The sequence below is a fragment of the Micromonospora parastrephiae genome (genome assembly GCF_016802865.1).
GTDB lineage: Bacteria > Actinomycetota > Actinomycetes > Mycobacteriales > Micromonosporaceae > Micromonospora > Micromonospora parastrephiae.
This window is the reverse complement of record NZ_JAEVHM010000014.1, coordinates 38,073-61,701: the sequence shown is the minus strand read 5'-3', so window position 1 is coordinate 61,701 and position 23,629 is coordinate 38,073. Positions and strand designations below refer to the sequence as shown.

General features: G+C 71.5%; 21 protein-coding genes and 4 pseudogenes. 13 read left to right on the top strand and 12 right to left on the bottom strand.

Annotated elements, in window-relative coordinates:
• Window positions 1-336: pseudogene (locus JNW91_RS05635) on the top strand (cellulose binding domain-containing protein); the annotation flags it as partial.
• A 73-nt stretch (window positions 337-409) separates the two neighbouring features.
• On the opposite strand, the gene sthA reads toward JNW91_RS05635, so the two are convergent.
• The 6 genes and pseudogenes from sthA to JNW91_RS05605 all read right to left on the bottom strand — a co-directional run bounded on the left by sthA (window position 410) and on the right by JNW91_RS05605 (window position 5,527).
• The gene (gene sthA, locus JNW91_RS05630) at window positions 410-1,819 is read right to left on the bottom strand and encodes a Si-specific NAD(P)(+) transhydrogenase (protein WP_238424415.1); all 1,410 of its coding nucleotides are present in this window, start codon (window positions 1,817-1,819) and stop codon (window positions 410-412) included.
• Between the two features lie 47 nt (window positions 1,820-1,866).
• Window positions 1,867-2,895, bottom strand: coding sequence for a fibronectin type III domain-containing protein (locus JNW91_RS05625; protein WP_203173857.1), 1,029 nt, complete (start codon window positions 2,893-2,895; stop codon window positions 1,867-1,869).
• 114 nt (window positions 2,896-3,009) lie between these two features.
• A pseudogene (locus JNW91_RS05620) lies at window positions 3,010-3,126 on the bottom strand (LuxR C-terminal-related transcriptional regulator); the annotation flags it as partial.
• 49 nt (window positions 3,127-3,175) lie between these two features.
• Window positions 3,176-3,385, bottom strand: a complete 210-nt coding sequence (locus tag JNW91_RS31935) for a sensor histidine kinase (protein WP_238424414.1) — start codon at window positions 3,383-3,385, stop codon at window positions 3,176-3,178.
• Between the two features lie 10 nt (window positions 3,386-3,395).
• Window positions 3,396-5,009 (bottom strand): ricin-type beta-trefoil lectin domain protein, encoded by a 1,614-nt coding sequence (locus JNW91_RS05610; protein WP_238424413.1) that lies wholly within the window; start codon window positions 5,007-5,009, stop codon window positions 3,396-3,398.
• A 95-nt stretch (window positions 5,010-5,104) separates the two neighbouring features.
• Window positions 5,105-5,527: a DUF2000 domain-containing protein gene (locus JNW91_RS05605; protein ID WP_203173856.1), complete on the bottom strand. Its 423-nt coding sequence runs from the start codon at window positions 5,525-5,527 to the stop codon at window positions 5,105-5,107.
• A 50-nt stretch (window positions 5,528-5,577) separates the two neighbouring features.
• Between JNW91_RS05605 and JNW91_RS05600 the strand changes: the two genes are divergently transcribed.
• Both JNW91_RS05600 and JNW91_RS05595 read left to right on the top strand, forming a co-directional pair.
• Window positions 5,578-6,432, top strand: coding sequence for an AraC family transcriptional regulator (locus tag JNW91_RS05600; RefSeq protein ID WP_203173855.1), 855 nt, complete (start codon window positions 5,578-5,580; stop codon window positions 6,430-6,432).
• A 52-nt stretch (window positions 6,433-6,484) separates the two neighbouring features.
• Window positions 6,485-6,886, top strand: a pseudogene (locus JNW91_RS05595) (alpha/beta fold hydrolase); the annotation flags it as partial.
• Between the two features lie 53 nt (window positions 6,887-6,939).
• Here JNW91_RS05595 and JNW91_RS31930 read toward each other — a convergent pair.
• Window positions 6,940-7,269, bottom strand: a complete 330-nt coding sequence (locus JNW91_RS31930) for an MmyB family transcriptional regulator (protein WP_238424411.1) — start codon at window positions 7,267-7,269, stop codon at window positions 6,940-6,942.
• A 314-nt stretch (window positions 7,270-7,583) separates the two neighbouring features.
• On the opposite strand from JNW91_RS31930, the gene JNW91_RS05585 reads away from it, so the two are divergent.
• Window positions 7,584-9,164, top strand: coding sequence for a DHA2 family efflux MFS transporter permease subunit (locus tag JNW91_RS05585; protein WP_203173853.1), 1,581 nt, complete (start codon window positions 7,584-7,586; stop codon window positions 9,162-9,164).
• 53 nt (window positions 9,165-9,217) lie between these two features.
• On the opposite strand, the gene JNW91_RS05580 is transcribed toward JNW91_RS05585, so the two are convergent.
• From JNW91_RS05580 to JNW91_RS05570, 3 genes are all read right to left on the bottom strand, one after another.
• Window positions 9,218-9,679 (bottom strand): DUF5709 domain-containing protein, encoded by a 462-nt coding sequence (locus JNW91_RS05580; protein WP_203173852.1) that lies wholly within the window; start codon window positions 9,677-9,679, stop codon window positions 9,218-9,220.
• Between the two features lie 116 nt (window positions 9,680-9,795).
• Window positions 9,796-10,680 carry an alpha/beta fold hydrolase gene (locus JNW91_RS05575; RefSeq protein ID WP_203173851.1) on the bottom strand — a complete coding sequence of 295 codons (885 nt, stop codon included), beginning with the start codon at window positions 10,678-10,680 and terminating at the stop codon, window positions 9,796-9,798.
• 3 nt (window positions 10,681-10,683) lie between these two features.
• Window positions 10,684-11,718 carry an RNA polymerase sigma factor gene (locus JNW91_RS05570; RefSeq protein WP_203173850.1) on the bottom strand — a complete coding sequence of 345 codons (1,035 nt, stop codon included), beginning with the start codon at window positions 11,716-11,718 and terminating at the stop codon, window positions 10,684-10,686.
• Window positions 11,719-11,920: 202 nt separating this feature from the next.
• Here JNW91_RS05570 and JNW91_RS05565 point away from each other — a divergent pair, with 202 nt between their 5' ends.
• Window positions 11,921-12,685: a YqjF family protein gene (locus JNW91_RS05565; protein WP_203173849.1), complete on the top strand. Its 765-nt coding sequence runs from the start codon at window positions 11,921-11,923 to the stop codon at window positions 12,683-12,685.
• Here the strand turns inward: JNW91_RS05565 and JNW91_RS05560 are convergent.
• A complete protein-coding gene (locus JNW91_RS05560) occupies window positions 12,679-13,656 on the bottom strand; it encodes an aldo/keto reductase (RefSeq protein ID WP_203173848.1) in 978 nt (325 codons plus the stop codon). The genes JNW91_RS05565 and JNW91_RS05560 overlap by 7 nt on opposite strands.
• A 168-nt stretch (window positions 13,657-13,824) precedes the next feature.
• Between JNW91_RS05560 and JNW91_RS05555 the strand changes: the two genes are divergently transcribed.
• The 3 genes and pseudogenes from JNW91_RS05555 to JNW91_RS31925 form a co-directional block, all read left to right on the top strand.
• Complete coding sequence (locus JNW91_RS05555; RefSeq protein WP_203173847.1) at window positions 13,825-14,184, top strand: hypothetical protein; 360 nt, start codon at window positions 13,825-13,827, stop codon at window positions 14,182-14,184.
• 29 nt (window positions 14,185-14,213) lie between these two features.
• Window positions 14,214-14,774: a carboxymuconolactone decarboxylase family protein gene (locus JNW91_RS05550; RefSeq protein WP_203173846.1), complete on the top strand. Its 561-nt coding sequence runs from the start codon at window positions 14,214-14,216 to the stop codon at window positions 14,772-14,774.
• 4 nt (window positions 14,775-14,778) lie between these two features.
• A pseudogene (locus tag JNW91_RS31925) lies at window positions 14,779-14,976 on the top strand (helix-turn-helix domain-containing protein); the annotation flags it as partial.
• 219 nt (window positions 14,977-15,195) lie between these two features.
• Here the strand turns inward: JNW91_RS31925 and JNW91_RS05540 are convergent.
• Window positions 15,196-18,609: a BTAD domain-containing putative transcriptional regulator gene (locus JNW91_RS05540; protein WP_238424410.1), complete on the bottom strand. Its 3,414-nt coding sequence runs from the start codon at window positions 18,607-18,609 to the stop codon at window positions 15,196-15,198.
• Window positions 18,610-18,730: 121 nt separating this feature from the next.
• On the opposite strand from JNW91_RS05540, the gene JNW91_RS05535 reads away from it, so the two are divergent.
• The 5 genes from JNW91_RS05535 (at window position 18,731) to JNW91_RS05515 (ending at window position 23,578) form a co-directional block, all read left to right on the top strand.
• Window positions 18,731-20,002 carry an SGNH/GDSL hydrolase family protein gene (locus JNW91_RS05535; protein ID WP_203173844.1) on the top strand — a complete coding sequence of 424 codons (1,272 nt, stop codon included), beginning with the start codon at window positions 18,731-18,733 and terminating at the stop codon, window positions 20,000-20,002.
• Window positions 20,003-20,030: 28 nt separating this feature from the next.
• On the top strand, window positions 20,031-20,378 hold the full coding sequence (locus tag JNW91_RS05530) for a DUF1801 domain-containing protein (RefSeq protein WP_203173843.1): 348 nt from the start codon (window positions 20,031-20,033) through the stop codon (window positions 20,376-20,378).
• Window positions 20,379-20,517: 139 nt separating this feature from the next.
• Complete coding sequence (locus tag JNW91_RS05525; RefSeq protein ID WP_203173842.1) at window positions 20,518-21,120, top strand: dihydrofolate reductase family protein; 603 nt, start codon at window positions 20,518-20,520, stop codon at window positions 21,118-21,120.
• A gap of 135 nt (window positions 21,121-21,255) precedes the next feature.
• Window positions 21,256-22,122 (top strand): hypothetical protein, encoded by an 867-nt coding sequence (locus JNW91_RS05520; RefSeq protein ID WP_203173841.1) that lies wholly within the window; start codon window positions 21,256-21,258, stop codon window positions 22,120-22,122.
• A gap of 91 nt (window positions 22,123-22,213) precedes the next feature.
• Window positions 22,214-23,578 (top strand): cellulase family glycosylhydrolase, encoded by a 1,365-nt coding sequence (locus tag JNW91_RS05515; protein ID WP_203173840.1) that lies wholly within the window; start codon window positions 22,214-22,216, stop codon window positions 23,576-23,578.
• Window positions 23,579-23,629: the final 51 nt, after the last annotated feature.

Here is a 23,629-nt window from a genome sequence, read left to right as displayed (position 1 = left end):
CACCGCCCACCACCCCCGCCGCCCACGACCCCGCCTCCGGGGGCCTGGCGGCTGCACCGCGACGGTGTCGGTGAACCAGTGGACGGGTGGCTTCGTGGCGAACGTCCGGGTGACGGCCGGCTCGTCCGCTCTCAACTCCTGGACGGTGACGATCACGTTGCCGTCGGGCGCGACGGTCACCGGCGCCTGGAGCGCCAACCACAGCGGTGACACCGGCACGACGAGCTGGACGAACGTGGCCTACAACGGCCAGGTCGGCGCCGGGCAGTCCACCGAGTTCGGGTTCCAGGCCAACGGCACCGCCGCAGCCTCAGCCCGACCTGCACGGCGGGCTGACGAAGACCCCGGTCGTGCGGGGGAGCCCGGAACCCTCCGCACCGACCGGCCTCGGTCCACCGTGACCGCGACGTCAGCCGTCGATGCGGGTGATGTTGCGGATCTTGTTGGACGCGTCGAGGGCGGCCACCTTGTACGCCTCGGCCAGCGTCGGGTAGTTGAACACCGCGTCGACCAGGTAGTCGATCGTGCCCCCGCAGCCGATCACGGCCTGGCCGATGTGGACGATCTCGGTGGCGGCGGTGCCGAACACGTGCACCCCGAGCAGTCGGCCGTCGTCGGGCGAGACCAGCAGCTTCAGCATGCCGTACGAGTCACCCACGATTTGGCCCCGGGCCAGCTCCCGGTAGCGCGCTATACCGACCTCGAACGGTGTCGAGGTGTCGGTGAGCTGCGCCTCGGTCTGCCCGACGAAGCTGATCTCCGGGATCGTGTAGATGCCGATGGGTTGCAGGCCGTGCATCTCCCGGATCGGCTCGCCGCAGGCGTGCTGGGCGGCCAACCGGCCCTGCTCCATCGAGGTGGACGCGAGCGCCGGGAAACCGATCACGTCACCGACGGCGTAGATGTTCTCCACCGAGGTGCGGTAGTTGGCGTCGACCTTGATCCGGCCCCGCCGGTCCGCCTCCAGGCCGGCCGCCTCCAGCGCCAGGTCGTCGGTCTGGCCCTGCCGGCCCGCGGAGTACATCACCGTGTCCGCGACGATCTTCTTGCCGCTCTTGAGGATGCACAGCGCGGCCGTCTGGTGCTTCTCCACCGCGGCGACCTCCTCGCCGAAGCGGAACGCCACGGACAGGTCGCGCAGGTGGTACTTGAGCGACTCGACGACCTCGTCGTCGCAGAAGTCGAGCATCCGGTCGCGGCGTTCCACGACGGTCACCTTCGTGCCGAGCGCGGCGAACATGGACGCGTACTCCATGCCGATCACGCCGGCGCCGACCACGACCATGCTGCGGGGTACGGCTTGCAGGTTGATGACCCCGTCGGAGTCGACGATCGTACGGTCGTCGAAGTCGACGCTGTCCGGGCGGGCCGGGCGGGTGCCCGCCGCGATGATGATCTTGTCGAAGGTCACCCTGGACTCGCGGCCGGATCCGGCGTCGACCCAGATCGAGTGCGCGTCCGCGAAGCGCCCCGTTCCGGTGATCATCGTGACCCGGTTGCGGGCGAGCTGGTTGCGGATGACGTCGGTCTGGCGGGTGATCACGTGCTGGGTGCGGGCGGCCAGATCGCTGACCGTGATCTCCTCCTTGACCCGGTAGCTGCTGCCGTACAGGTCCCGCTGGCTCAGGCCGGTCAGGTAGAGCACGGCCTCGCGTAGCGTCTTGGACGGGACGGTGCCGGTGTTGATGCACACCCCGCCGATCATGTCGCGGCGGTCCACGATGCCGACCCGCCTGCCGAGCTTGGCGGCGGCGATCGCGGCCTTCTGCCCACCGGGTCCGGAGCCCAGCACCACCACGTCGTAGTCATACACGACCATTAGCGTCGCAAGATGTCACGGCGTGCGCCAGACCTGGGCCGCGAGCGTTACTCGTCCGCCACCACACAGGTGCCGCCGTTCAACGTGACCTCCTCGGGCAGTTGCGTGCCGGTGGCGATGATTCCCAGCGACACGCTGCCACCGGGTGGGATCACCGCGTTGTAACTGGCGTTGCGTACCCGCAGGAAGCTGTTGTGGAGGCGGTCGACCATCTCCGCGCCCCAGAGGCCGCGCAGCTCCTGGCTGGCCCAGAACCTCCACGTCATCGTCCAGCCGTCGACCGTCGTCGAGCCGGTGTTCCCGACGACGAGGTGCGCCACGAAGCCGTCCGACCACTGCCGCACGACGGACCGGACCGCGCAGCTCGGTGGGGGCGGCAGGGTGGTCACGGTGACCGGTTCGGACAGTGGCGACAGGTGGCCGGCCTCGTCGCGGGCCTGCACCACGAAGGTGTACGTGGTGTTCGGCGTCAGCCCGCTGATCTGGGTGCTGTTGCGCCCGGGCGGGTACTGGTACACCTCGCTGACCCGGGTGAGGGCGCCGCCGGCGTCGACCCGGAACACCTCGTACCGTTCGAGCGCGACGTTCTCGGTCGAGTGGGCCCACCGGAGCCACACCAGGGTCGCGGCGACGTCGTACGCGACCGGTTGGCCCGGCGCGCTCGGCGGTTGGTCGTCCCCCGGCGGCATGGTCAGCCGCAGGGTGGGGTTCGACAGGGAGTAGTTGCCGGCCGCGTCCACCGCCGAGACGCTGAAGGTGTACGTGCGCGACGGCCGCAGGCCGGTGATCCGGATGCTGGTGGTGTCGGTCGAGTACGACGCGCCGACATCCTCGTATCGCGCGGAGACCGGGTAGCGGACCACGCCCACGTTGTCGGTCGAGGCCGCCCAGGTCAGCTCGATCCAGGTGGTGTCGATGGCGACGACCGTGATCGGGCCGGGGGCGGTGGGGCGTTCGGTGTCGTCGGCGGCGGCGTACGCCGGGGTCGCGCCGACGGCGACCAGGGCGGCGGTGAGCGCGGTGGCCGCCAGTGCCGCGGCCTTCGATCGTATTGCTCTACTGAGACGATCACGCATGACGAATCCCCCGCCTCCGATTGCCCACAATGGCTCATCCATCCATGGATGCCAATGTTAGGTCATCGAGGTTCCGGAGGGTGCCCCGCGGAGCCGGCCGGCCGCGTCGGTGGTCTAGCCGACGAGGCGGCGTTCCCAGGCCCAGGCGGCGATCTCGACCCGGTTGCGGGCCGGGAGCTTCGTCTGCACGCTGGCCAGATGGGCCTTGACGGTGCCGATGGCGATGAAGAGCCGAAGCCGGTCCGGACCATCGCCTGGTCGTCGGCGATCAGCACCCGGGTCACCGGGCCACCGCCGGACGCAGGGGCAGCGCCGTGTCGAGCACCCAGCCGCCGGCGACACCCGGACCGGCGGTGATCGTGCCGCCGAGGGCGCGTACCCGCTCGGTGAGTCCGATCAGACCGAAGCCGTGCCCCCGGGCCGGCGCGGCGCGCCCGGACGCGCCGCCGGGGGTGGACGGCTGAACACGACCGCGGGTCGGCGCGACCACGGTGGCGGGGTCAGTTGGGGTTGTTGGCGTGCGTCAGCGTCTCCCAGGCGACGAAGAGATTGTTGCTGCCGGCCGGTCGCTGTTGCAGCGTGAGGGTCTGCGTGTTGGTCATGACGTTGCCCAACCGGGTGCTCATCGCGTTGAAGCCGACCTCGGTGACCGGGCCGAGGCCACGGGTGAGGCTGCCGCCGCAGAGCCAGGAGGGCGGCGCCTCGCCGAGCTGGTAGCGCGAGTGGAAGCCGAGCGCCTGCCGCAACCGCTCACCGACCTGGGGATACAGGTCGCGTCCCTGGATCCGGGAGGTCTCCGCGACGTGCGAGATGGCGGAGATCCCGTACCCGGTGTGGACGAAGTCCCGGCAGGTCTCCTGCGCGAGGCCGGCGACGAACGTGGACTGGCCCTGCCAGTAGCCGATGATCTCGGCGCTGGTGTCCAGGCCGCTGCCGGGCACCGTGTACGGCAGCGTGCCGTCGCTGGGCAGGTAGACGAAGGCGCGGGTGCGGTTGAGGAAGCGGGCGACCGCCGCGTCGTAGGCGGTGCGGTCCTCCAGGAAGACGGCGATGCCGACCGCGGCCTCCATCATGGTCAGCTCCCAGTTGCCGTTGCTGTTCGACCCGTTGCGCACCACCGGCAGGTAGACGGTGCGCAGCATGGTGGCGAACCGGTTGGCGTTGGGCCAGCTAGTGTAGGTGTACTTGATGATCTCGGCGGCCCGGGGCCAGACCGATGCGGCCCAGCCGGTCTGCAGCGGTGCGTTGCTCCCGGTGTGCGAGGTGATCGTCGCGGACCAGGCGTCCATGATCTGGATCGACTTCTGCGCGTAGCGGGCGTCGCCGGTGAGGTACCAGGCGAGCGCGTCGGTGTACGCGGCGATCGCGTCTTCGCGTTCGTCGGTGCAGCCGTTGTTCGGGTTGGAGTAGGACCCGCACTCGACGACCGCGCGGGGCGCCGGAGTACGTGTCAGGGAGGCGTACCGGCTGCCCATCATCTGGTTGTAGGCCGCCGCCCACGGTTGTGCGCCGGCCTGCACCCGCCCGCGGACGAAGTCCAGCTGACCCCGACTGACCAGCACGCCGGGGTGGGTGAAGCCACCCGAGGACGGCGGTGGGGTGCCGCCGCCGGTGGGCAGTGTCCACGTCTGGTTGGCGGTGCCGGTGCAGCTCCAGATCTGCAGGGGAGTCCCGTCGGCGGAGCTGGCGCCGGTCGCGTCGAGGCACTTGCCGGAGGTGGGGTTGATGACCTGTCCGGCGTTGGCCGACCACTGCTGCGCGCCGGTGCCGTTGCAGTCGTAGATCTGCACCCGGGCGCCGTTGGCGGTGCTGGCGGCGGCGATGTCGAGGCACTTGCCCAGTGCCCTGATGGTGCCGTCGTCGCCCACCGTCCACTGTTGCGCGGTCGAGCCGTTGCAGGTGTGGAGCTGGACCGGCGTGTTGTTGGCCGGGTTCGCGGCGGCCACGTCGACGCACTTGCCGCCGTACCCGGTGATGGCGCCCGTCGCGGCGGCCGTAGCGGCGGAGGCGCCCACGAACAGGCTTGTCGGTACGGCGAGCAGGGCCGCGGCGAGTGCGGCGGTCAACCTGATGCGGGGGCGGCGGGGTGCGGGCCGGGCCATTCGTCGCGCCATGTCAGGGTCCTTCCGGCGGCGAAACCAACTGTAAAGTCTGTTAATCATTACAGTCACGCGCATCGATATCAATGTCCTCGCCGCGACGGATGCCGTCACGGGTGCATGGTCGCTCCCTTGAGGACCTTGTCCACCACGTTGCGCCCCGCGTGCACGGCCAACCCCACCAGATCGAGCTTCTCCCGGCCGACCGCCTGGACGGCGGCGCGGTTGTCCCGGTCGTTGCCGGTGGCGAACAGCTCCGACGTGAAGACCGCGAGCCGCAGCCCACGGGCGAGCGCCCGCGAGTGCGCGCCGGTCAGCGTCGCCCGGTCGCCGACGAAGACCAGCACCGGCTGGCCGAACATCGGCAGATACCGGGTGCCGTCCGCGTCGCGGTACTCCTCGCCGATCAGTTCCGGCTCGGCGTTCGCGATGCCACTGATCAGGAAGGCGGTGACATTCAGCCGCTGCCAGCCGGCCAGGTCGTTGCGGAGCAGCACGGCGATCTTGGTGGGAAAACGGATCGGTTCGGTCATGGCGTCGAGGCTGCCCGTCGCGGCACCGACCGGTCTTGTACGTTCTTAGCGTGGCCACCCGCCCGGCCGGCTCGCAGGTCAGCGCGTGGCGACCCGCCGTTGCCGGGGTCGCCGAGGTCTTCCACGCCCATTTCGTGGACCACGCGTACCCGCGGCACGTCCACGATGTGTGGACACTGCTGATCGTCGACGACGGCGCGGTCCGCTTCGACCTGCACCGGCACCGGCACGGCGCGCTGCGGACGTCGGTGACCCTGCTGCCGCCGTACGTGCCGCACGACGGTCGCTCCGCCACGGCGAACGGCTTTCGCAAACGGGTCCTGTACCTCGACACCTCGGCGCTCGACCCCGAGCTGGTCGGCCGGGCCGTCGATCAGCCGGACCTGGCCGATCCCCGCCTGCGGGCCCGGATCCACCACCTGCACCAGGTGCTCGCCGCGCCGGGGGAGGAGTTCGAGGCGGAGAGTCGCCTCGCGCTCATCCTGCACCGACTCCGTACGCAGCTCGGCGAACGGACGCCGGCCAGCGCCGCGCCGGCCGGGTCCGGCCTCGCCGACCGGCTGCGTGAGTTGCTGGACGTCCGGACCGTCGACGGCGTCACGCTGCGCGAGGCCGCCGAGCTGCTGCACGCGCACCCGACCCACCTGGTCCGGACCTTCACCCGCGCGCACGGGCTGCCGCCGCACGCGTACCTGACCGGTCGCCGGGTCGAGTTGGCGCGTCGCCTGCTCCTCGCGGGTCAGCGCCCCGCCGAGGCCGCCGCCGCGGCCGGGTTCTTTGACCAGGCGCACCTGAGCCGCCACTTCCGGCGGTACCTGGGCGTCAGCCCGGCCCGCTACCCCGCCGTGCCGCGTCATGGCCGGCATTCCGGCGATGCCACCGTGCCGTCGAGCGCCCGCACCTAGCATCGAAGGCGAGGACCGACCCCTGACCTGGGCGAACAGCGAAGGCATCGGCATGAGCTACATCACCACGCCCGACGGCACCGACATCTACTACAAGGACTGGGGCGAGGGGCCGGTCGTCACCTTCTCCCACGGCTGGCCCCTGAGCGCCGACGCGTGGGACGGGCAGATGCTCTTCCTCGTCCAGAACGGGTTCCGGGTGGTCGCGCACGACCGCCGCGGGCACGGCCGGTCGAGCCAGGCCAGGGGCGGCAACGACATGAACGGGTACGCCGACGACCTGGCCGCGGTCATCGAGGCACCGGACCTGCGGGACGTCACCCTGGTCGGACATTCCACCGGCGGGGGAGAGGTGGCCCGCTACATCGGCCGGCACGGCACGGGGCGGGTCGCCAAGGCCGTGCTCATGTCCGCCGTACCGCCGATCATGGTGCAGAGCGCGGACAACCAGGGAGATCTACTACCCGGGCGCCCCGCACGGCATCACGGCGACGATGCAGGACCAGGTCAACAAGGACCTGCTGGCGTTCCTGCGGAGCTGACCGGGGTCAGACGAGCTGAGCGCCGATGACGGTGAGCAGGCGCAGCTTCTCGTCGCTCTCCGACCCCGGGCACGGCGGTGAAGACCAGCAGCGTCTGGGACTGGTCGGGATCCACCAGGGTCTGACAGTGCAGCTCCAGCGGCCCCACCTCCGGGTGGACGAAGCGCTTCGCGGGGCAGTACCCGGCCGGCACCGGGTGCTCCCGCCACAGCTGGGCGGGAAGGGTGCCGGCGGAGGCGGCGACGGTCGCGCCACCGATCCAGTGGCCGCTCACGGTGTAGGTGGAAGGTGTCATGGACCGACCGTCGCACCGGTGCGGAACCCCAACCAGGTGCGGTTCATCCAGGGTCTCGCGATCCCTGGCTGGGGTCCGGTCCGATGGAGCACATGCCCCTGGCGGCCATCGACAGGCCGACGTCCGGCTCCAATCGCAGGGCCGATCGGGTGCGGCGTGCCGGCGACCGCTGATGCGGCGGCGGACCGTCACATCCTCCGGCTACTCTTCCTGCGCCGCGTCGTCGTCCTGGTACGCCGCGCCCCGCGCCTGGTCGGCGCGGCATCGCCGCCACCGCCCACCATTGGCCGGCTCATTCGACTTCAGGAGAGTTTGTGACACAGCAATCCGTCGCGACATCGGACAAACTCGACGCCGCGGTGCTCAAGGTGGCCGGCGTCGTCGTCCTTGGCGCGATCATGTCGATCCTCGACGTGACAGTGGTCAGCGTGGCGCTGCCCACATTCCAGAACGAGTTCGACGCGTCCTACGCCCGCGTCGCGTGGACGATGACCGGCTACACCCTCGCCCTGGCCACCGTGATCCCGCTCAGCGGGTGGGCGGCCGACCGGTTCGGCACGAAACGCCTCTACATGGTGGCGTTGGCGCTGTTCACGATCGGGTCTGGTCTCTGCGCCACCGCCGACACCATCGGTGAGCTGATCGGCTACCGCGTTCTGCAGGGCCTCGGCGGCGGCATGCTCATGCCCCTGGGCATGACCATCATGACCCGCGCGGCCGGGCCGCACCGGATCGGTCGCCTGATGGCCGTCCTCGGTATCCCGATGCTGCTCGGGCCGATCGGTGGCCCGATCCTCGGCGGCTGGCTGATCGACACCGCGAGCTGGCACTGGATTTTCCTGATCAACCTGCCGATCGGTGTCGTCGCGCTGATCTACGCGCAGGTCGCGTTGCCGAAGGACGCTCCCGAGCCGTCCGAGTCGTTCGACTTCGTCGGCATGCTCATGCTGTCGCCGGGTCTCGCCCTGTTCCTGTACGGCGTCTCGTCACTGCCGGAGGCGGGCACCTTCGCCGAGGCCAAGGTGTGGGCCCCGATGCTGGTGGGCGGCGCGCTGGTGGTGGCGTTCGTGCTCTACTCGTTCAAGCCCCGGCACCCGCTGCTGGATCTGCGGCTGTTCAGCAACCGCGACCTCACCATCGCCTCGGTGACGCTGTTCGTGTTCATCATCGCGTTCATGGGCGCCGGCCTGCTGTTCCCGAGCTACTTCCTGCAGGTGCGCGGTGAGTCGACGTTGACCGCCGGTCTGCTGATGGCCCCGCAGGGCCTCGGCGCGATGATCACCATGCCGATCGCCGGCACGTTGGCCGACCGGGTGCCGATCGGGCGCACCGTGCCGTTCGCGTTGGCGCTCATCGTGGCCGGGTTCTTCAGCTTCACGCAGGTCGACCCCCAGACCTCGTACTGGCTGCTCGGTGGGTCGCTGTTCGTGATGGGCCTGGGCATGGGCGGCACGATGATGCCGATCATGACCTCGGCGCTGCGGACGTTGCAGGCCCAGGAGGTGGCCCGCGGCTCGACGCTGGTCAACATCCTCCAGCAGATCGGCGGGTCGGTCGGTGCCGCCGTGATGTCGGTGATCCTCACCAACGAGCTGAACGGCTCCCGGCTGATCCCCGGTGCGGTGGACCCGAGCGGCAAGCCGGTCACCGAGGCCGGGCTGGCCATCGCCTCCCGGCAGCGACCGGAGCTGCTCCAGCAGACGCCGGTCGACCCGTCGCTCATCGAGCGCGGGCTCGACTTCGCCGCCAAGGCGTTCGCCCACACGTTCTGGGTGGCGTTCGCGCTGGTCGTGCTCACGTTCATCCCGGCCGCCCTGCTGTCGCGTCGGCGTGCGCCGGCGCAGCTCGACGACCAGCAGGCCGAGCAGCTCAAGACGCCCGTCGTCATCCACTGAGCGTCCCGCCGCGCTCGGCACCCCGTGAGGTGCTGAGCGCGGCGGGCGTGGCGTCAGCGCAAGGGACCGTCGCCGGGCCCGTTCGGGTCGTCCACCAGGTGGATCGCGGCTTCCTCGGCGCTGGCGGCGCCCGCGTCGATCCCGGCGTCCCAGGCCACCGACTCGGCCTCGTCGTCCTCGCGGACGCCCTCGTCGTAGGCGACGAGACGGCCGGCGCGCCCCTCGGTCTCGTAGCCCCGGCGGGTCAGCTCGTCCTCGTCCTCGCCGCCCTCGGCGTACGGGTCGATGTCCGGCTCCTCCTGGGCGAGGTACTGGTCCAGGGACTCCCCGGCCCGCTCCTCGGCGGGCGTGGTGCCGAACCGGTTCGCCGCCGTCCAGTGGTCCTCGGCGACGATGCCGGTGTCGAGCGGGTCGCCGACCCGGTCGTCGTCCAGGGTGTCGGAGGCGTCCAGGACCCCGTCGTCCTCGGCCACGTTCCACTCGTCGACGGAATCCATCCGCTCGGTCTGGCTCACGGCGGTCTCTCCTTCGTCACGGCGCAGCGAAGTGCCAAGCCTATGACCGTGCAACGTCGCCGCACCCCGCGGCCTGCCCGCTGTGACGAGCCGGACCCTCGCGGCGCGGCGCGAGGTCAGCGCTTCAGCAACTCCACCACGGCCTCGGTGAACTCCGCCGGCTGCTCGACGTGCGCGAAGTGCCCGCTGTGCTCGAGTACCACCAGGCGCGAGTCCTTGAGGCCCGCGTGCAGCTCCTCGGCGTAGCGGGGGCCGCAGATGAAGTCGTACGCCCCGACGATCACCACGACGGGCACGGTGATCTCGGCGAGGTTCTCCCGCACGTCGAAGGGCGTGGGGTCCTGCGCGCCGGCCGGCGTCGACCAGATCCGGACGGCCGCCTGAAACGGGGCGAACTCGTCCTGTCGACCCCAGAAGTCCGCGAAGTACACCGGAAGGGCGGCGCGCAGAGCCGACCCCAGTGACTCGTCGTCCGTCGCGCCGCCGATCTGTGCGAACGCGGCCGGGACCGCCGCCGCCTCCGGCCGGTCCGGGTGCCGCTGAGGGTACGCGGCGAGACCGGCCATCGCCGCGGCCCAGAACTCGGCGCCGGTGACGGGTGAGGTGTCGTACAGGGCGAGGCCGGCGACCCGGTCCGCGTGGTCGAGGGCGTACCGCTGGACGACGAAACCGCCGTGCGAGTGCCCGAGCAGGTACACCCGGGGTTCGCCGAGGTGCGCGACGACGGCGTGCAGGAATCGGACATACGTGTCGAGACGGTAGTCGTCGGGACTGTCGAGCTGCCCCGACGCGCCCGTGCCCACCGGCTCGACGTAGGCCATGGTGAAGTGCGCCTCGAGGCTGGGCGTCCGCAGGTAGGCCCACTCGATGCCCGGGCCGCCGGAGTGCGCCACGCAGACCGGGCCGGTGCCGGCGACGTGGTAGACCTGCCGAACGCCGTCGACGGTGAACGTGTGGGCACCGGGTGCGAGGGCGCTGGCGTCGTGGCTGGTGGAACCCATGAACTATCTCCCGATCCGAGACCCGTGCGGCGTCCGCCGACACGGCAACTGGTGCATGACGGAGACCAGATGCGTGGGTCGACGGAAAAGTTCGCTCGGTCGGGGACGTTTTCTCAGACCAGTGCCCGGACGGGGTGGAAGAGGGTGAGTTGGCGCACCCGGCCCTCGTGCAGCTGCTGCAACCACAGCGCTGCGGGCGGGGCAGTGCTCCGGGTCGTCGGGCGGACTGATCAGGTCGGTCTCCCAGATCAGCACGTCGCCGCTGGCCACCACGTTGCGCAGCCGCTGGCGTACCCCTGCGGTCAGATCGCTGTTCATGCCGTTGATCGCGAGGTCCAGACCACCGCGCGGACCACCTGGCACGATCATCTCGGCGTCCGGCCACCAGCTCTCGCGCACCACCCGCTCGAAGTCGCCGCTCATCGCCGTGGCGATCATGTCGCGGCCCGCACGCCACCGCGAGTCGTTCGAGGCGGTGACGTCCGCGTGCGCCGCGGTCGCCGCCGTGCGAAGGCCGTTGGCGAGCGCGCGACGGGCGTGGCTGAGGCGGCTGCGGACGGTGCCGACCGGCAGGCCACACACGGTCGCGATCTGCTCGTACGAGGACGCGTCGCTGAAGTACCGCAGCAGGGTGACGAGCCGGTCCGGCTCGGACAGCTGCCCGATGGAGTGCCACACCCAGTCGCGCGTCGCAGTCCGGTCCAGTGCCTCCTCCGGTGTGGGTGTGCCGGCGGGCTGGGCGAACCACTCGGGCTCGGCGACCGGGACGGCCCTCGGGCCGCGCAACGCCATCCGGCTGTTGTTGCGGACGATCGCCCGCAGCCAGGGTCCGACGGCGGCCGGGTCGCGGACCTCGCCGATGCGACGCAGGGCGACGACCATCGCGTCCTGCACCGCGTCCTCGGCGTCCGGCCCGTAACCGAGGATGCTCAGCGCGACGGCCCGCATCCCGGCCTCGTGCCGGGCCAGCAGCACCCCGAGCGCCGCGACGTCTCCCGCCCGCGCGAGCGCGACCAGCTCCACGTCACCCCGCGTCACGCCCCGATCCTCCCGTTTTCACTGCTTCAGCTCCATCAAGCGTACGGGGCATCAACGCCGCTCCGGTCGCGCGATCCACGTCACCGTAGAGCCGCTACCGACGCCTGGTGCTGCCCGGCAGCGCGCTGACCATCGGCACCGTCAAGGGTCGGCCCGTACGCCTGAGACCACACCGGGCGACCGCCTGGGCCAGGATGGGAGCGTGCACCCCGAACCGGTCGACCACGCGCCCCGACAGGCGTTCCCCTGGGCGGTCCTACGCCAGCGCTGGGAGGACCTCACCTTCCTGCACTGGGCCGTCGATCCGCGACACGTCGCGCCGCTGCTGCCCACCGGCACCCGTCCGGACACCCTGAACGGTGTCAGTTACGTAGGGCTGATCGGCTTCCGGATGGTCGGGTTGGGCTTCGGTCGCGGCCCGGGGGTCCCGTACTTCGGCACCTTCTGGGAGACCAACGTCCGGCTCTACTCGGTCGACGAGACCGGCCGGCGGGCGGTCGTGTTCCGCTCACTCGACGCGTCCCGCCTGGTGCCGGTGCTGGTGGCACGGGCGACGCTGCGTCTGCCGTACCTCTGGTCGGCGATGCGGTTGGACCGCGACGGTGACCTCCGCACCTACCGGTGCCGGCGGCGCTGGCCCGGCCCGGCGGGTACGACGAGCCGGATGGCGGTGCGGGTGAGGGAGCGGATCGACGAACCGACGCCCCTCGAGCACTTCGTCACCGCCCGTTGGGGGCTGCACACCCGGGCGTACGGGCGCACGCTGCACCTGCCGAACTGGCATCCGCGTTGGCCGCTGCACCGGGCCGAGTTGCTGCACCTGGACGACGAGTTGGTCGCCGCCGCCGGGCTGCCGACACCGGCCGGGCCACCGGTCAGCGTGCTGTACTCGCCCGGGGTCGGGGTGAAGTTCGGCGCGCCGGTGGCGGCCCGGCGCAACGGCGCCGGGCCGCCGGAGCCTCAGTAGCGGGCGCCCTCGGGCGCGGGCAGCGCGTCCAGTTCGGCCAGGTTCTCGGCGCTGAGCCGCACGTCGCCGGCCGCGCAGTTGTCCACGAGGTACTTCGGGGTTTTGGTGCCGGGGATCGGAATGACGTAACGGCCCTGGGCGACGACCCACGCGAGGGCGACCTGCGCCGGGCTGACCCCGACCCGGTCGGCGATCTCGCGGACCCGGGCGACGATCGCGAGGTTGGCCCGCAACGCGTCCTGCTGGAAACGCGGCAGGCCACGGCGGAAGTCGTCGGCGGGCAGGTCGTCGAACGAGGTGAACCGGCCGGCGAGGAACCCCCGACCCAGCGGCGAGAACGGCAGGAAGGCGATGCCCTGCTCGGCGCAGTACGGCAGCACCTCGGTCAGCGGGTCGCGGGTCCACAGCGACAGCTCGGACTGCACCGACGCCACCGGGTGTACCGCCTGGGCCCGCACGATCTGGGCCACGCTCACCTCGGACAGGCCGATCTGGCGCGCCTTGCCCGCCGTTACGACCTCCGCCATCGCGCCCCAGGACTCCTCAATGGGCACGTCCGGGTCGACCCGGTGCAACTGGTAGAGGTCGACGTGGTCGGTGCCGAGTCGGCGCAGGCTGGCGTCGATCGCGGCGCGGATGTGCTCCGGGCGACCGTTGTTGCCGATCTTCGGAGAGTTGCCGGGGCCGCCGGTGTGCTCGGTGACCACCAGGCCGGCCTTCGTCGCCAGGACGGCCCGCTCCCGGTGGCCGCCGGCCAGCGCCCGCCCGACCAGTTCCTCGTTGGTGTACGGCCCGTACACGTCCGATGTGTCGATCAGGGTGGCGCCCAGGTCGAGGGCCTGGTGGATGACCGAGATGGAGGTGTCGTCGTCGCGGGGGCCGCTGATGTCGTATCCGTGGGTCATGCCCATGCATCCGAGGCCGATGACGCCGATCTCGGGACCTGCGCTGCCCAGCGTGGTGGTTCGCATGCGCCCCACGCTACGACCGGACCGGTCGACCCGCATCCGCCGTGTCGGGCGCAGCCGTTGGCCGGTAGGTGACGACTCTCACCGGAAGTGGACTCGGGAGTCCGGTACGGTGGTGGCTAAGCGGACCTCCGAGTCCGGATATGCCGCGACGGCGACACGAGGAGCCCCATGATTCCGGTACGGATCAGCGACGCCCTGCGCGCGGTGGTCTTCGAGCCCACCCGCGACCTGGCCGAGGCGCTGGACGAGTTCTACGCCCCCGACTACACCCACCGCAGCGACGGCGAGACCCTCGATCGGGCCGCATTCGTCGAGATGGTGACCCGGGTACGCGGTCAGATCCTCGGCGGCACCGTGCGCGTCCTCGACGAGCTGCGCGACGGTCGCCACTACGCCGAACGACACATCTACGAGATCACCCTCGCCGACGGGTCGACCGCCAGGCGGGAGATCGCGATCTTCGGGTCGTACGCCGAGGACGGCCGCTTCCGCCACCTCAGCGAGACGGGTTTCGACCTGAGCGCCTGAACCATCTCGACGACCAGCACAGGAGAGCCATGCCCCGCCTTGCCGACCCCGACCCGAACGCGATTCCGGACGACGTCCGCGATGTCCTGTCCGCCCTGCCGCCCGACCCGATGGTCAAGATGCTGACCCACTCGATCGGCACGGTGCAACTGTTCATCCAGCTCGCGAGGGCACAGTTCGCCTCGCTGGAGCTGCCCGCCCGCTCGCGGGAACTGGTCATCCTGACCGTGGCCGAGTACACCGACTGCGAGTTCGTGGCCGCCCAACACCGTCCGATGTCCGAGGCGGCCGGCGTCGACCGAGCCATCCGCGAGATCATCAGCAGCCGGGACACCGACAGCCCGGACCTCTCCGCGTACGACCGGACGCTCATCCGGTTCGCCGCCGAGGTGGTGCGGTCACCGCGCGTTCCTGATGATCTCTTCGGCCAGGTGCGGCAGATCCTCAGCGAGCGCGAGATCGTCGAGGTGCTCCAGGTGATCGGCTACTACTGGTCGTTCGGCCGGGTGGCCACGGTGCTCAACGTCGACGTCACCACCGTGTACGGCGACGAGCCGCTGCTGACCGCCGATACCGAGCGGGCAGACTGAGACCATGACCCCGCCGACCCCGAGCGACCCGGATGCTCCTCATCGGCGTCTCGACGCCCGTCGCAACCAGGAGCGGGTCATCGCGGCCGCCCGGGAGCTCTTCGCCGAGCAGGGTCTCCAGGTGACGGTGCCGCAGGTCGCGGACCGGGCCGGGGTGGGTCGCGCGACGGTGTACCGCAGCTACCCCAGCAAGGAGGACCTGATCGTCGCCGTCGTCCAGCAGCAGTTCCAGGAGCTGGAGCAGCGCACCCGCGCGGCGCTCGACGGCGCCGACGCGTACCGGGAGTGGTGTTCCTTCGTGCCCGACCTGTTCGGACGCCTCGCACGCGACCGGGTTCTCGCCGACGCGTTCTTCGAGGGCAGGCTGGTGCCCGCCGCGCGCATCCTGGGCCTGATCGGGCAGCTGGTGGCGGCGGCCCGGTCATCCGGCAAGATCCGCCCGGACGCCGGGGAGCTGGACATCCGGGTGCTCCTCTGCGGGGCGGTCCGGCAGCTCATCGTGCTCGACGAGCGTGACCCTGCGGTGTGGCGTCGGTACGCCGACCTGGTGCTCAACGCGTTGCGTCCCTGACGGAGGCACCAAGGCCCGCTGCGCCGAGTGGCCTTCGCCCTGGCTAGCGGGGCAGGACCGCCAGGCCCGAACGCCGAACGACGCGACGGATCTCCTCGGGCGACAGCCGCCGTCCCTGCTCGTAGGCCACGGCGAAGTCCTCGACACCCAACCCCGCCACGGCCACAGCGGTCGCCCGTTCGACGTCGGGTCGGTCGGCCGGGGCCAGCGGGAGCCCCGTCGCCTCCCGGCTCGCGGCTGCCGCGCCGAGCAACCGGGCCGCGTCCCGCGGGGCGGTCGCCGGCGGCGGCGGCCACGCCGACCACGCACCTGCCACGGATCCTGGTCGGCACCGAGTCCCACGGCGACGTACCCCAGCTCGCCGAGGACTCCGGTCAGGTAGAGAGGCTGCCCGGGGCCGTCCTGCTGCCGTGCGGCCGCGTCCAGCAGGTTGCGCAGGTGAGCCTCTGCCATGTCGAGGAGGCCCTCCCGGCGCGCGGCGGCGGCGAGGCACAGCTCCGCGAAGACGATGCCGAGCGGAGAGCCCTGCTCGGTGGCCAGCCGCAGCCCGCGAGCGCAGAGCTGCCGCGCCTGCGGGTAGTCACCCCGTTGCAGTGCCACCCAGCCCAGCCAGCAGAGCTGGCCGGACATCTCGAACCGCAGACCCAGGTCCTCCGCGACGCGGAGCCCGTCCTGAAACAGCCGGTCCGCCCGCTCGTAGTCACCGGCCATGCCCGCCTGGGCGCCGAGCCACTCCGTGGCCTGCATCAGCCCCCACCGGTCGCCGAGCCGCTGGAACAGCGCCGCACTCTCGGCCCCGTCGCGCGCCACCGCCGGCCCGTCTCCCCGGGCGTGCGCGTGCTTGGCCCGCAGGCCCAGCGCGGCGGCCACGACCCACTCGTCGCCCCGCGGACGCGCCTCGGCCAGGACCCGGTCGAGCAGGTCGCCGGTCGCCGCCACGTCACCGAGGTCCACCTCCGCGTAGGCGAGGAACCACAGCGCGCGAAGGCGGCCGTGCGGGTCGTCGACGTCCGCGTACCCCTCGACGGCCGCGCGGTGGCGCGCCGGCCAGTCCGCGACGTCGCCGGACAGGAGAGCGAACCCGAGATGCCAGGCCACCGCCCGGGCGCGGGGGGCGGCGGCGCCATCTGCCGGGCAGTCCAGCGCCGCCCCGAGTCGCCGACGCGCCTCGACGAACCGGCCCCGCAGGAACCAGTACCAGCTCAGCGCGTTGGCCAGGCGCAGCGCGAGGTCCCCGTCACGCTGACGCACCGCGGCATCCAGCGCGCCGCGCAGATTGGCGGACTCGGCGTCGAGCCGCCGCAACCAGCGGCCCTGGTCCGGGCCATGCAGGTGGTGATGCGCCTGCTCGGCCAGATCGGCGTGATAGCGGTGGGCCCGCCGGCGGATCTGGTCGAGTTCGCCGGCCGCGCTCATCTGGTCCACGCCGAAGGCGGCGACGGATTCCAGCAGCCGGAAGTGCGGGGTGTCGTCGCGGGCCGCGACGACGACCAACGACCGGTCGACGAGGCGGGCCAACAGATCCGCGACGCTCACGGCGGGCACGCCGTCGGGCGCGCAGACGGCCCGCACCGCGTCGATGCCACCCCCGTCGGCGTACGCGGCCAGCCGTCGCAACACCACCCGCTCCGGCTCGGTGAGCAGCTGCCAGCTCCAGTCGAGCATCGCCAGCAGCGTCCGCTGCCGAGGCGGTACGCCCCGGTGCCGGGCACCCAGCAACCGGAACCTGTCGCCGAGCCCGGCGACCAGACCGTGCACGCCCAGCCCGCGGACCTGGGTGGCGGCCAGCTCCAGCGCCAGCGGGATCCCGTCGAGCCGGCGGCACAGGGCGGCGACGGACACGGAGTTCTCGGCGGTGAGCACGAAGCCGCGGTCCGCCGCGGTGCACCGGGCGACGAAGAGCCGCACCGCGCTGGAGCGCTCCAGCGCGGCCACGTCGGTCCCGCTGGTCGGATCGGGTAGCGGCAGTGGCGCGACGGCCCAGACGACCTCACCGGCCAGCCCGAGCGGCTCGCGGCTGGTCGCCAGCACGTGCAACCCGGGTGCCGCCTTCAGCAGCGTCGCGGTCATCTCGGCGACCGGTTCCACCAGGTGCTCGCAGTTGTCGAGCACGAGCAGGAGGTGGCGGTCGCCCAGCACCCGGGTGAGTCGGTCGATCGGCGTGCTCGCCGTGCCCGTCTCGGCGGCGTCGCGTACGTCGAGCACCGCCAGCACCAGACCGGCCAACGCGTCCACCAGGTCGGGCGCGTCGGACCGCTCGATGCTCGCCAGCTCCACCAGCGCCGCCCCGTGCGGGAACGCGGACGTCCGGGCGACCTCCAGGGCGAGCCGGGTCTTGCCGACCCCGCCGATGCCGGTGAGGGTGACCAGCCGGCTGTGCGCCACCTCCTCCGCCAGCTCGGCGGCCTCGGTCTCGCGCCCGATCAGCTCGGTCAACGGGGTCGGCAGGTTCGTCCGCGCGGGGGCGGTCGGCTCGGCGGCCCGGCTGGCCGGGATCGCGGCTACCGGCGGCACGGCCAGCGTCGGATCGTGGGCGAGGATGCGCCGGTGCAGAGCGGCCAGCTCCGGTCCGGGGTCGAGCCCCAACTCGTCGCGCAGCCGGACGCGCAGCTCGTCGTAGCTGCTCAACGCCTCGGACTGTCGTCCCGCGCGGTACAGGGCGAGCATGTGCAGACCACGCGCTCGTTCGCGGAGCGGCTGCCGGGCCAGCAGATCGCCGAGATCACCGACGACCTCCGCGTGTTCGCCCAGCGCCAGTCGGTCGCTGAGAGAGTCCTCGGTGGCGAGGAGCCGTTGCTCCTCCAGTCCGGCGATGGCGACGGCGGTGAACGGCTCGTCGCGGAAGTCGGCGAATGCGGGCCCCCGCCACAGCGCAAGAGCCGCCGAGAAGAGCGCGACGCGGGATCGTCTGTCCTGCTCGCCGCGAGCCTCCGCCACCAGCCGGTGGAAGCGGGCGGCGTCGACATCGTCGGGATCGACGAGGATCCGGTAGCCGGGCGGGGGCGAGCGCACCAGTTCCCGAGCGCCCGGCTCGGCGTCGGCCAGCACCCGGCGCAGCTGGGACACCTTGGCGGACAAAGCGCCGGCGGCGTTGGCCGGCGGCGCGTCGCCCCACAGGTAGTCGATGAGCCGATCCGCCGGCACCGGTTGCCCCTCGTGCAGCAGCAACGCGGCGAGCAGGGCCCGGACCTTCAACCCCGGGACGGCGACGACCGCACCGCGTGTGGTCCACACCGTCAACGGGCCCAGCACCCCGAACCGCATGGCGGCCAGGATACGGCTCCCACCTGCCGTAGGAGAGAACACCGTAAAGAAACGGTAAGGCGGTCGGAGCAGGGTGAACCACATCGTCTCACCCACCAACCGTTCCCGAAGGGACACTCCCATGTCGCTGTCGACAGGTCGCATCCTCCCCGTACTCACCGCACTGTGCCTGCTGGCGCCGGCCGTCCCGGCGAGCGCCGCGACCACTGGGCACGCTGGCCCCGGCAGCTGGTCGACGGCCTGGTCGGCGGCACACCACCACCCGGTGCCGGGCAATGAATGGGACGGCCCGAACTGGTCCGTCCCCGGCTTCGCGGACCAGTCGGTCCGCCAGGTGGTCCGGGTCAGCGCCGCCGGCTCCCTGATCCGGATCCGACTGTCCAACCGGTACGGCGGTCAACCGCTGCGGCTGACCGGCGCCACCATCGGCCGACCCACCTCCGGGGCGGAGGTGCGGCCCGGCACCCTGCGTCCGGTCACCTTCGACCTGCGGCGGTCGACCACCGTGCCCGTCGGCGCCGAGACCACCTCCGACCCGGTGCTCCTGCCGGTACGGGCGCTGGAGGCGGTGACCGTCACGCTGTACTTCGCCGGTCCCGCCGCCCCGGCGACCTTCCACCAGGACGGACTCACCAACACGTACCGCGCCGAGGGCGATCACCGCTTCGACCACCGCGCTGCCGCGTTCGCCGGCGAAACCAGCCAGTCCTGGTACCACCTGGCCGGCGTCGACGTTGCCGGCTCGCCGCGCACCGGGGGCACGGTGGTGACGTTCGGCGACTCACAGACCGACGGCTACGGTTCCACACCCGGCGCGAACAACCGCTACCCGGACCAGCTGGCCGAACGCCTGGTCGCCACCGGTCGCCCGCTTGCCGTCGCCAACGCCGGGATCGGCGGCAACAAGCTGCTCGCCGACTCGCCGTGCTACGGCGAGCGGGGCGTCACCCGGTTCCGGCGCGACGCGCTCGGGCTGGCGGGCGTCCGCGTGGCGGTCGTCCTGATGGGCATCAACGACATCGGCGGCGGTGGCTGGCCCGACTTCGGCTGCGGCGCCTCGCCGGTGGTGACCGCGGGCCAGCTCATCGACGGTCACCGGGCGTTGATCCGGGCCGCCCGGGCGCAGGGGGTCACCATCATCGGCGTCACGATGCCGCCCATGAAGCACGCGGACAACTACGACACCCCGGCGAATGAGCGGGTCCGCGACGAGGTGAACCGCTGGATCCGCACCGGTGGCGAGTACGACGCCGTCGTCGACCTCGACCGGGTCCTCGCTGATCCGGCCGACCCGGACGCCCTGCGACCCGCTTACGACGAGGGCGACCACCTGCACCTCAACGACACCGGCGCGACCGCCGCCGCTGCCGCCGTCGCCGCGCAGATCCGCTGAACCGCGCACCCATTGGAGGAACCGAGCCATGACCAACCATGACGTCGACGGGTACGTGCGCCGGCTGCCCGCCGAGCAGAGCGGCGTCGTCGCCGCGCTGCGTGAGCTGATGAGGGAGTCCGCTCCCGGCGCCCGCGAAGTGATCAGCCGAGGTTCGCTCGCCTGGCAGGGCGCCAAGCTGCTGGCGATCCTCAGTTTGAGCAAGACCCACGTCACCTTCGCGTTCGCCCGCGGAGCCGAGTTCACCGACCACCACGGTCTGCTGGCCGGGGTGGGAAAGACGACGCGACACGTCAAGCTCAAGCCGGCGGACTCCCTGCCCGGCGCGGCCCTGCGCGACTACATCCACCAGGCGGTGCTGCTCGACCAGGGCTGATCGACGGCGGTCGGGACCCTCGGCAAGAAAAGATCGGCGGAGCTGTCGAGGATAGTCGCGTCGGCTTCGACCACGGGTTGAGGGCCGGGCACACCGGTCCCGCCGACCAGCCGACACGGCATGAACAAGGAGCGGATCGATGACGAAGGTGACGACCGGGGCGACGATGTCGTTGGACGGCTACATCGCGAACGCGTCCCACGGTGGCTTCGAGCACCTCTTCCAGTGGTACGCCAACGGCGACGTCGAGACGCCGACGGCCAACCCCGAGATGACCTTCCGGACGTCCGCCGCGAGTGCCCGGCACCTGCGGGATCTCAACGAGCGGACCGGCGCCCTCGTCGTCGGCCGGCGGCTCTTCGACATGACCAACGGGTGGGGTGGCCGGCATCCGATGGACGTGCCCGTCGTGGTGGTCACGCACAGCGTGCCGGATGGCTGGAAGCCGGAGGGCGACTCCTTCGTCTTCGTCACCGACGGCATCGAGAGCGCCATCGACCGGGCGAAGGCGCTCGCCGGTGACAAGGAGGTCGGTGTCAACGGCGGCACCATCGCGGCCCAGGTCGTCGAGGCCGGCCTGCTCGACGAGGTCCACGTCGACCTCGTGCCCGTTGTGCTCGGTGCCGGCATCCCGCTCTTCGCCGACCTGAAGATCGCGCCACTCCAGCTGGACGGCCCGATCACCGTCGTCGAGGGCAACGGCGTCACCCACCTGGCCTACCGGGTACGCCCGGCGGCCTGAGCGCCTCGGGGCCGGCCCGGTCGAGCCGGTCCCCGTTTCGCCCGGCGAATGCCGGAATGTGCCAGCAACCAGCCTAGAATCGATGACATTCACTGTCCGCGGCGGTGGTGTCGCAGATGGCTGGCGTGGAGGGCGGTGCGGGAATTGGGACCGGGCGAGCGGGACAGGCTGTTCGAGCAGGCACGGGAGCTTTCGCAGCGGCAGGGAGCCTGGGCGGAGGCCGACCACCTGTGGGTACGGGTGATCGACGCCTACCGGCGGGCGGTGCGCGATCCCGGTCAGGCCGGCCGACGCGACCAGCAGCAGTTGGCGCGGGCGTTGTGGCGGCGCGGCATGCTGCTGTCCGCGCGTGGCCGGTCCGCGGAGGCGATGGCTCCCGGCAGTGAGGCGGTCACCATCTTCGAGCGGGTGTACGACGCGGTCGCGGCCGAGGGCGGGAACGTGGCGGCACCGCCCCGGGACGACGCGCTCGCGGAGCTGATCACCGCGTTGGTGGATCTCGCCGAGACCGCGTTCACCGCCGGTCAACCCGCCACCCGCAGGGAGTTGCTGGAACGGGCGGTCACGGTGGGTCTGACCGCCGCCGGCGATCCGCCGTCGGCCGGGCCCCGCACCCGGGAGGCGATGGGCACGGCGTACCACAACCAGGCGACCGCGCTGCTGCATCGGCACCTCACCCGGCCGTCGTCGGGCGACAGCCTCCGGGAGGCGACGCTGGCGGCGTCGCGGGCGTGTGAGCTGCGGCAGGGGCTGCTCGACCTGACGCGCCCGCTGAGTTTCTGGGAGATGGCCAACACCTACGGGGTGTACGCGCAGTGCCTGGCACTGATCCGTGACTTCGACCGGGCGGCCATGGTGCTGTCGATGGGCAACCGATTCGTGGAGACGCTGGGCCCGGCCGGCGAGCAGCCCGCCCAGAAGCTACGGCTCGCGGCCGAGATGCTGGCCCGGGAGAAGGGTGGGTCGGCCGGTTCGCGCCGCTGGGGCTGGCGGCGACGCTGACCCAGCTTGCAATATATCGTTACTGGTCGATATTGTGCGCGCAGGCGCCGCCCCGCCTCAGGCATCTCCCTCGATCCGAAGCGGGTTCAGCATGCGCACACTGAGACTTGTCACGACTCTGGCCGTCGCCGGCCTGCTCGCCGGCGGGGTGGCGATGGTCGCCACGCCGGCCAGCGCGGCGACCGCCGTTTTCTCCGTGACGAACAACTGGGGCAACGGCTATCAGGGCCAGATCAGCGTCACCAACAACACCTCCGCGCAGATCACCAGCTGGCGGGTCGAGTTCGACCTGCCAGCCTCCACGAGCATCAGCCAGTCGTGGAACGCGCAGCAGGCGACCTCCGGCAGTCACTACACCTTCACCAACCTGTCCTGGAACGGGACACTCGCCGCCGGTGCGTCGACCTCGTTCGGCTTCCTCGTCAACGGCTCCGGCACGCCGGTGAACTGCACCGTGAACGGCGCCTCGTGCACCGGCGGCACGCCGCCCACCACTCCACCCCCCACGACGCCGCCGCCCACCACTCCGCCGCCCACCACTCCGCCGCCGACCGCCGGCACGCCGGTCGAGCGGTACGGGCAGTTGCGGGTCTGCGGCACGACGATGTGCGACAGGAGCGGCGCGCGGGTGCAGCTGCGCGGCATCAGCAGCATGTGGCTCAACTGGGAGACCGCCCCGTACGCCGAGAACCTCTCCGCGCTGACCTGGATGCGGGACAACTGGAACCTCCAGGTGATCCGCGCGGCGATGGGCGTGGAGCCGGCCGGCGCGTACCTGAGTGACCCGGCCAGGGCGCGTACGCAGGTGGAGACCATCATCAACAACGCGGTCACCGCCGGCGTGTACGTGATCGTCGACTGGCACGCCCATGAGGCGCAGAACAACCAGTCGCAGGCGGTGGCGTTCTTCGGCGATCTGGCCCGCCGCTACGGCCACCTGCCCAACGTCATCTGGGAGCCCTGGAACGAGCCGTTGCAGTTCAGCTGGACCAGCGTCATCAAGCCGTACCACCAGGCGGTGGTCTCCGCGATCCGCGCCGCCGACCCGGACAACATCGTCGTGCTCGGCACGCCGACGTGGTCGCAGGACGTGGACGTCGCGGCGGCCAGCCCGGTTGCCGGCACCAATCTGATGTACACGCTGCACTTCTACTCGTGCACGCACGGCGCGTCACTGCGCGCCAAGGGTGACGCGGCGATCCGCGCCGGCCTGGCGCTGTTCGTCACCGAGTGGGGCGCCAGCAACGCCGACGGTGGCCTCGACGGCCGGGCCTGCCTGCCGGAGGCCCAGTCGTGGATCGACTGGATGAAGGCGAACGGCATCTCCTGGACCGCCTGGAAGCTCGACGTCGGCACCGACACCACCAATCTGCTCAGCCCGGGCGCGCCGGTGACCGGTGGGTGGACCAACTACCTGCACGGCCACGCGCCGTTCGTGGTCGCCAACATGAGGTGACCCCGGCCGCACCTCGGCCTTGATCAACTCCAGTTCGGCGATGTCGGGGTA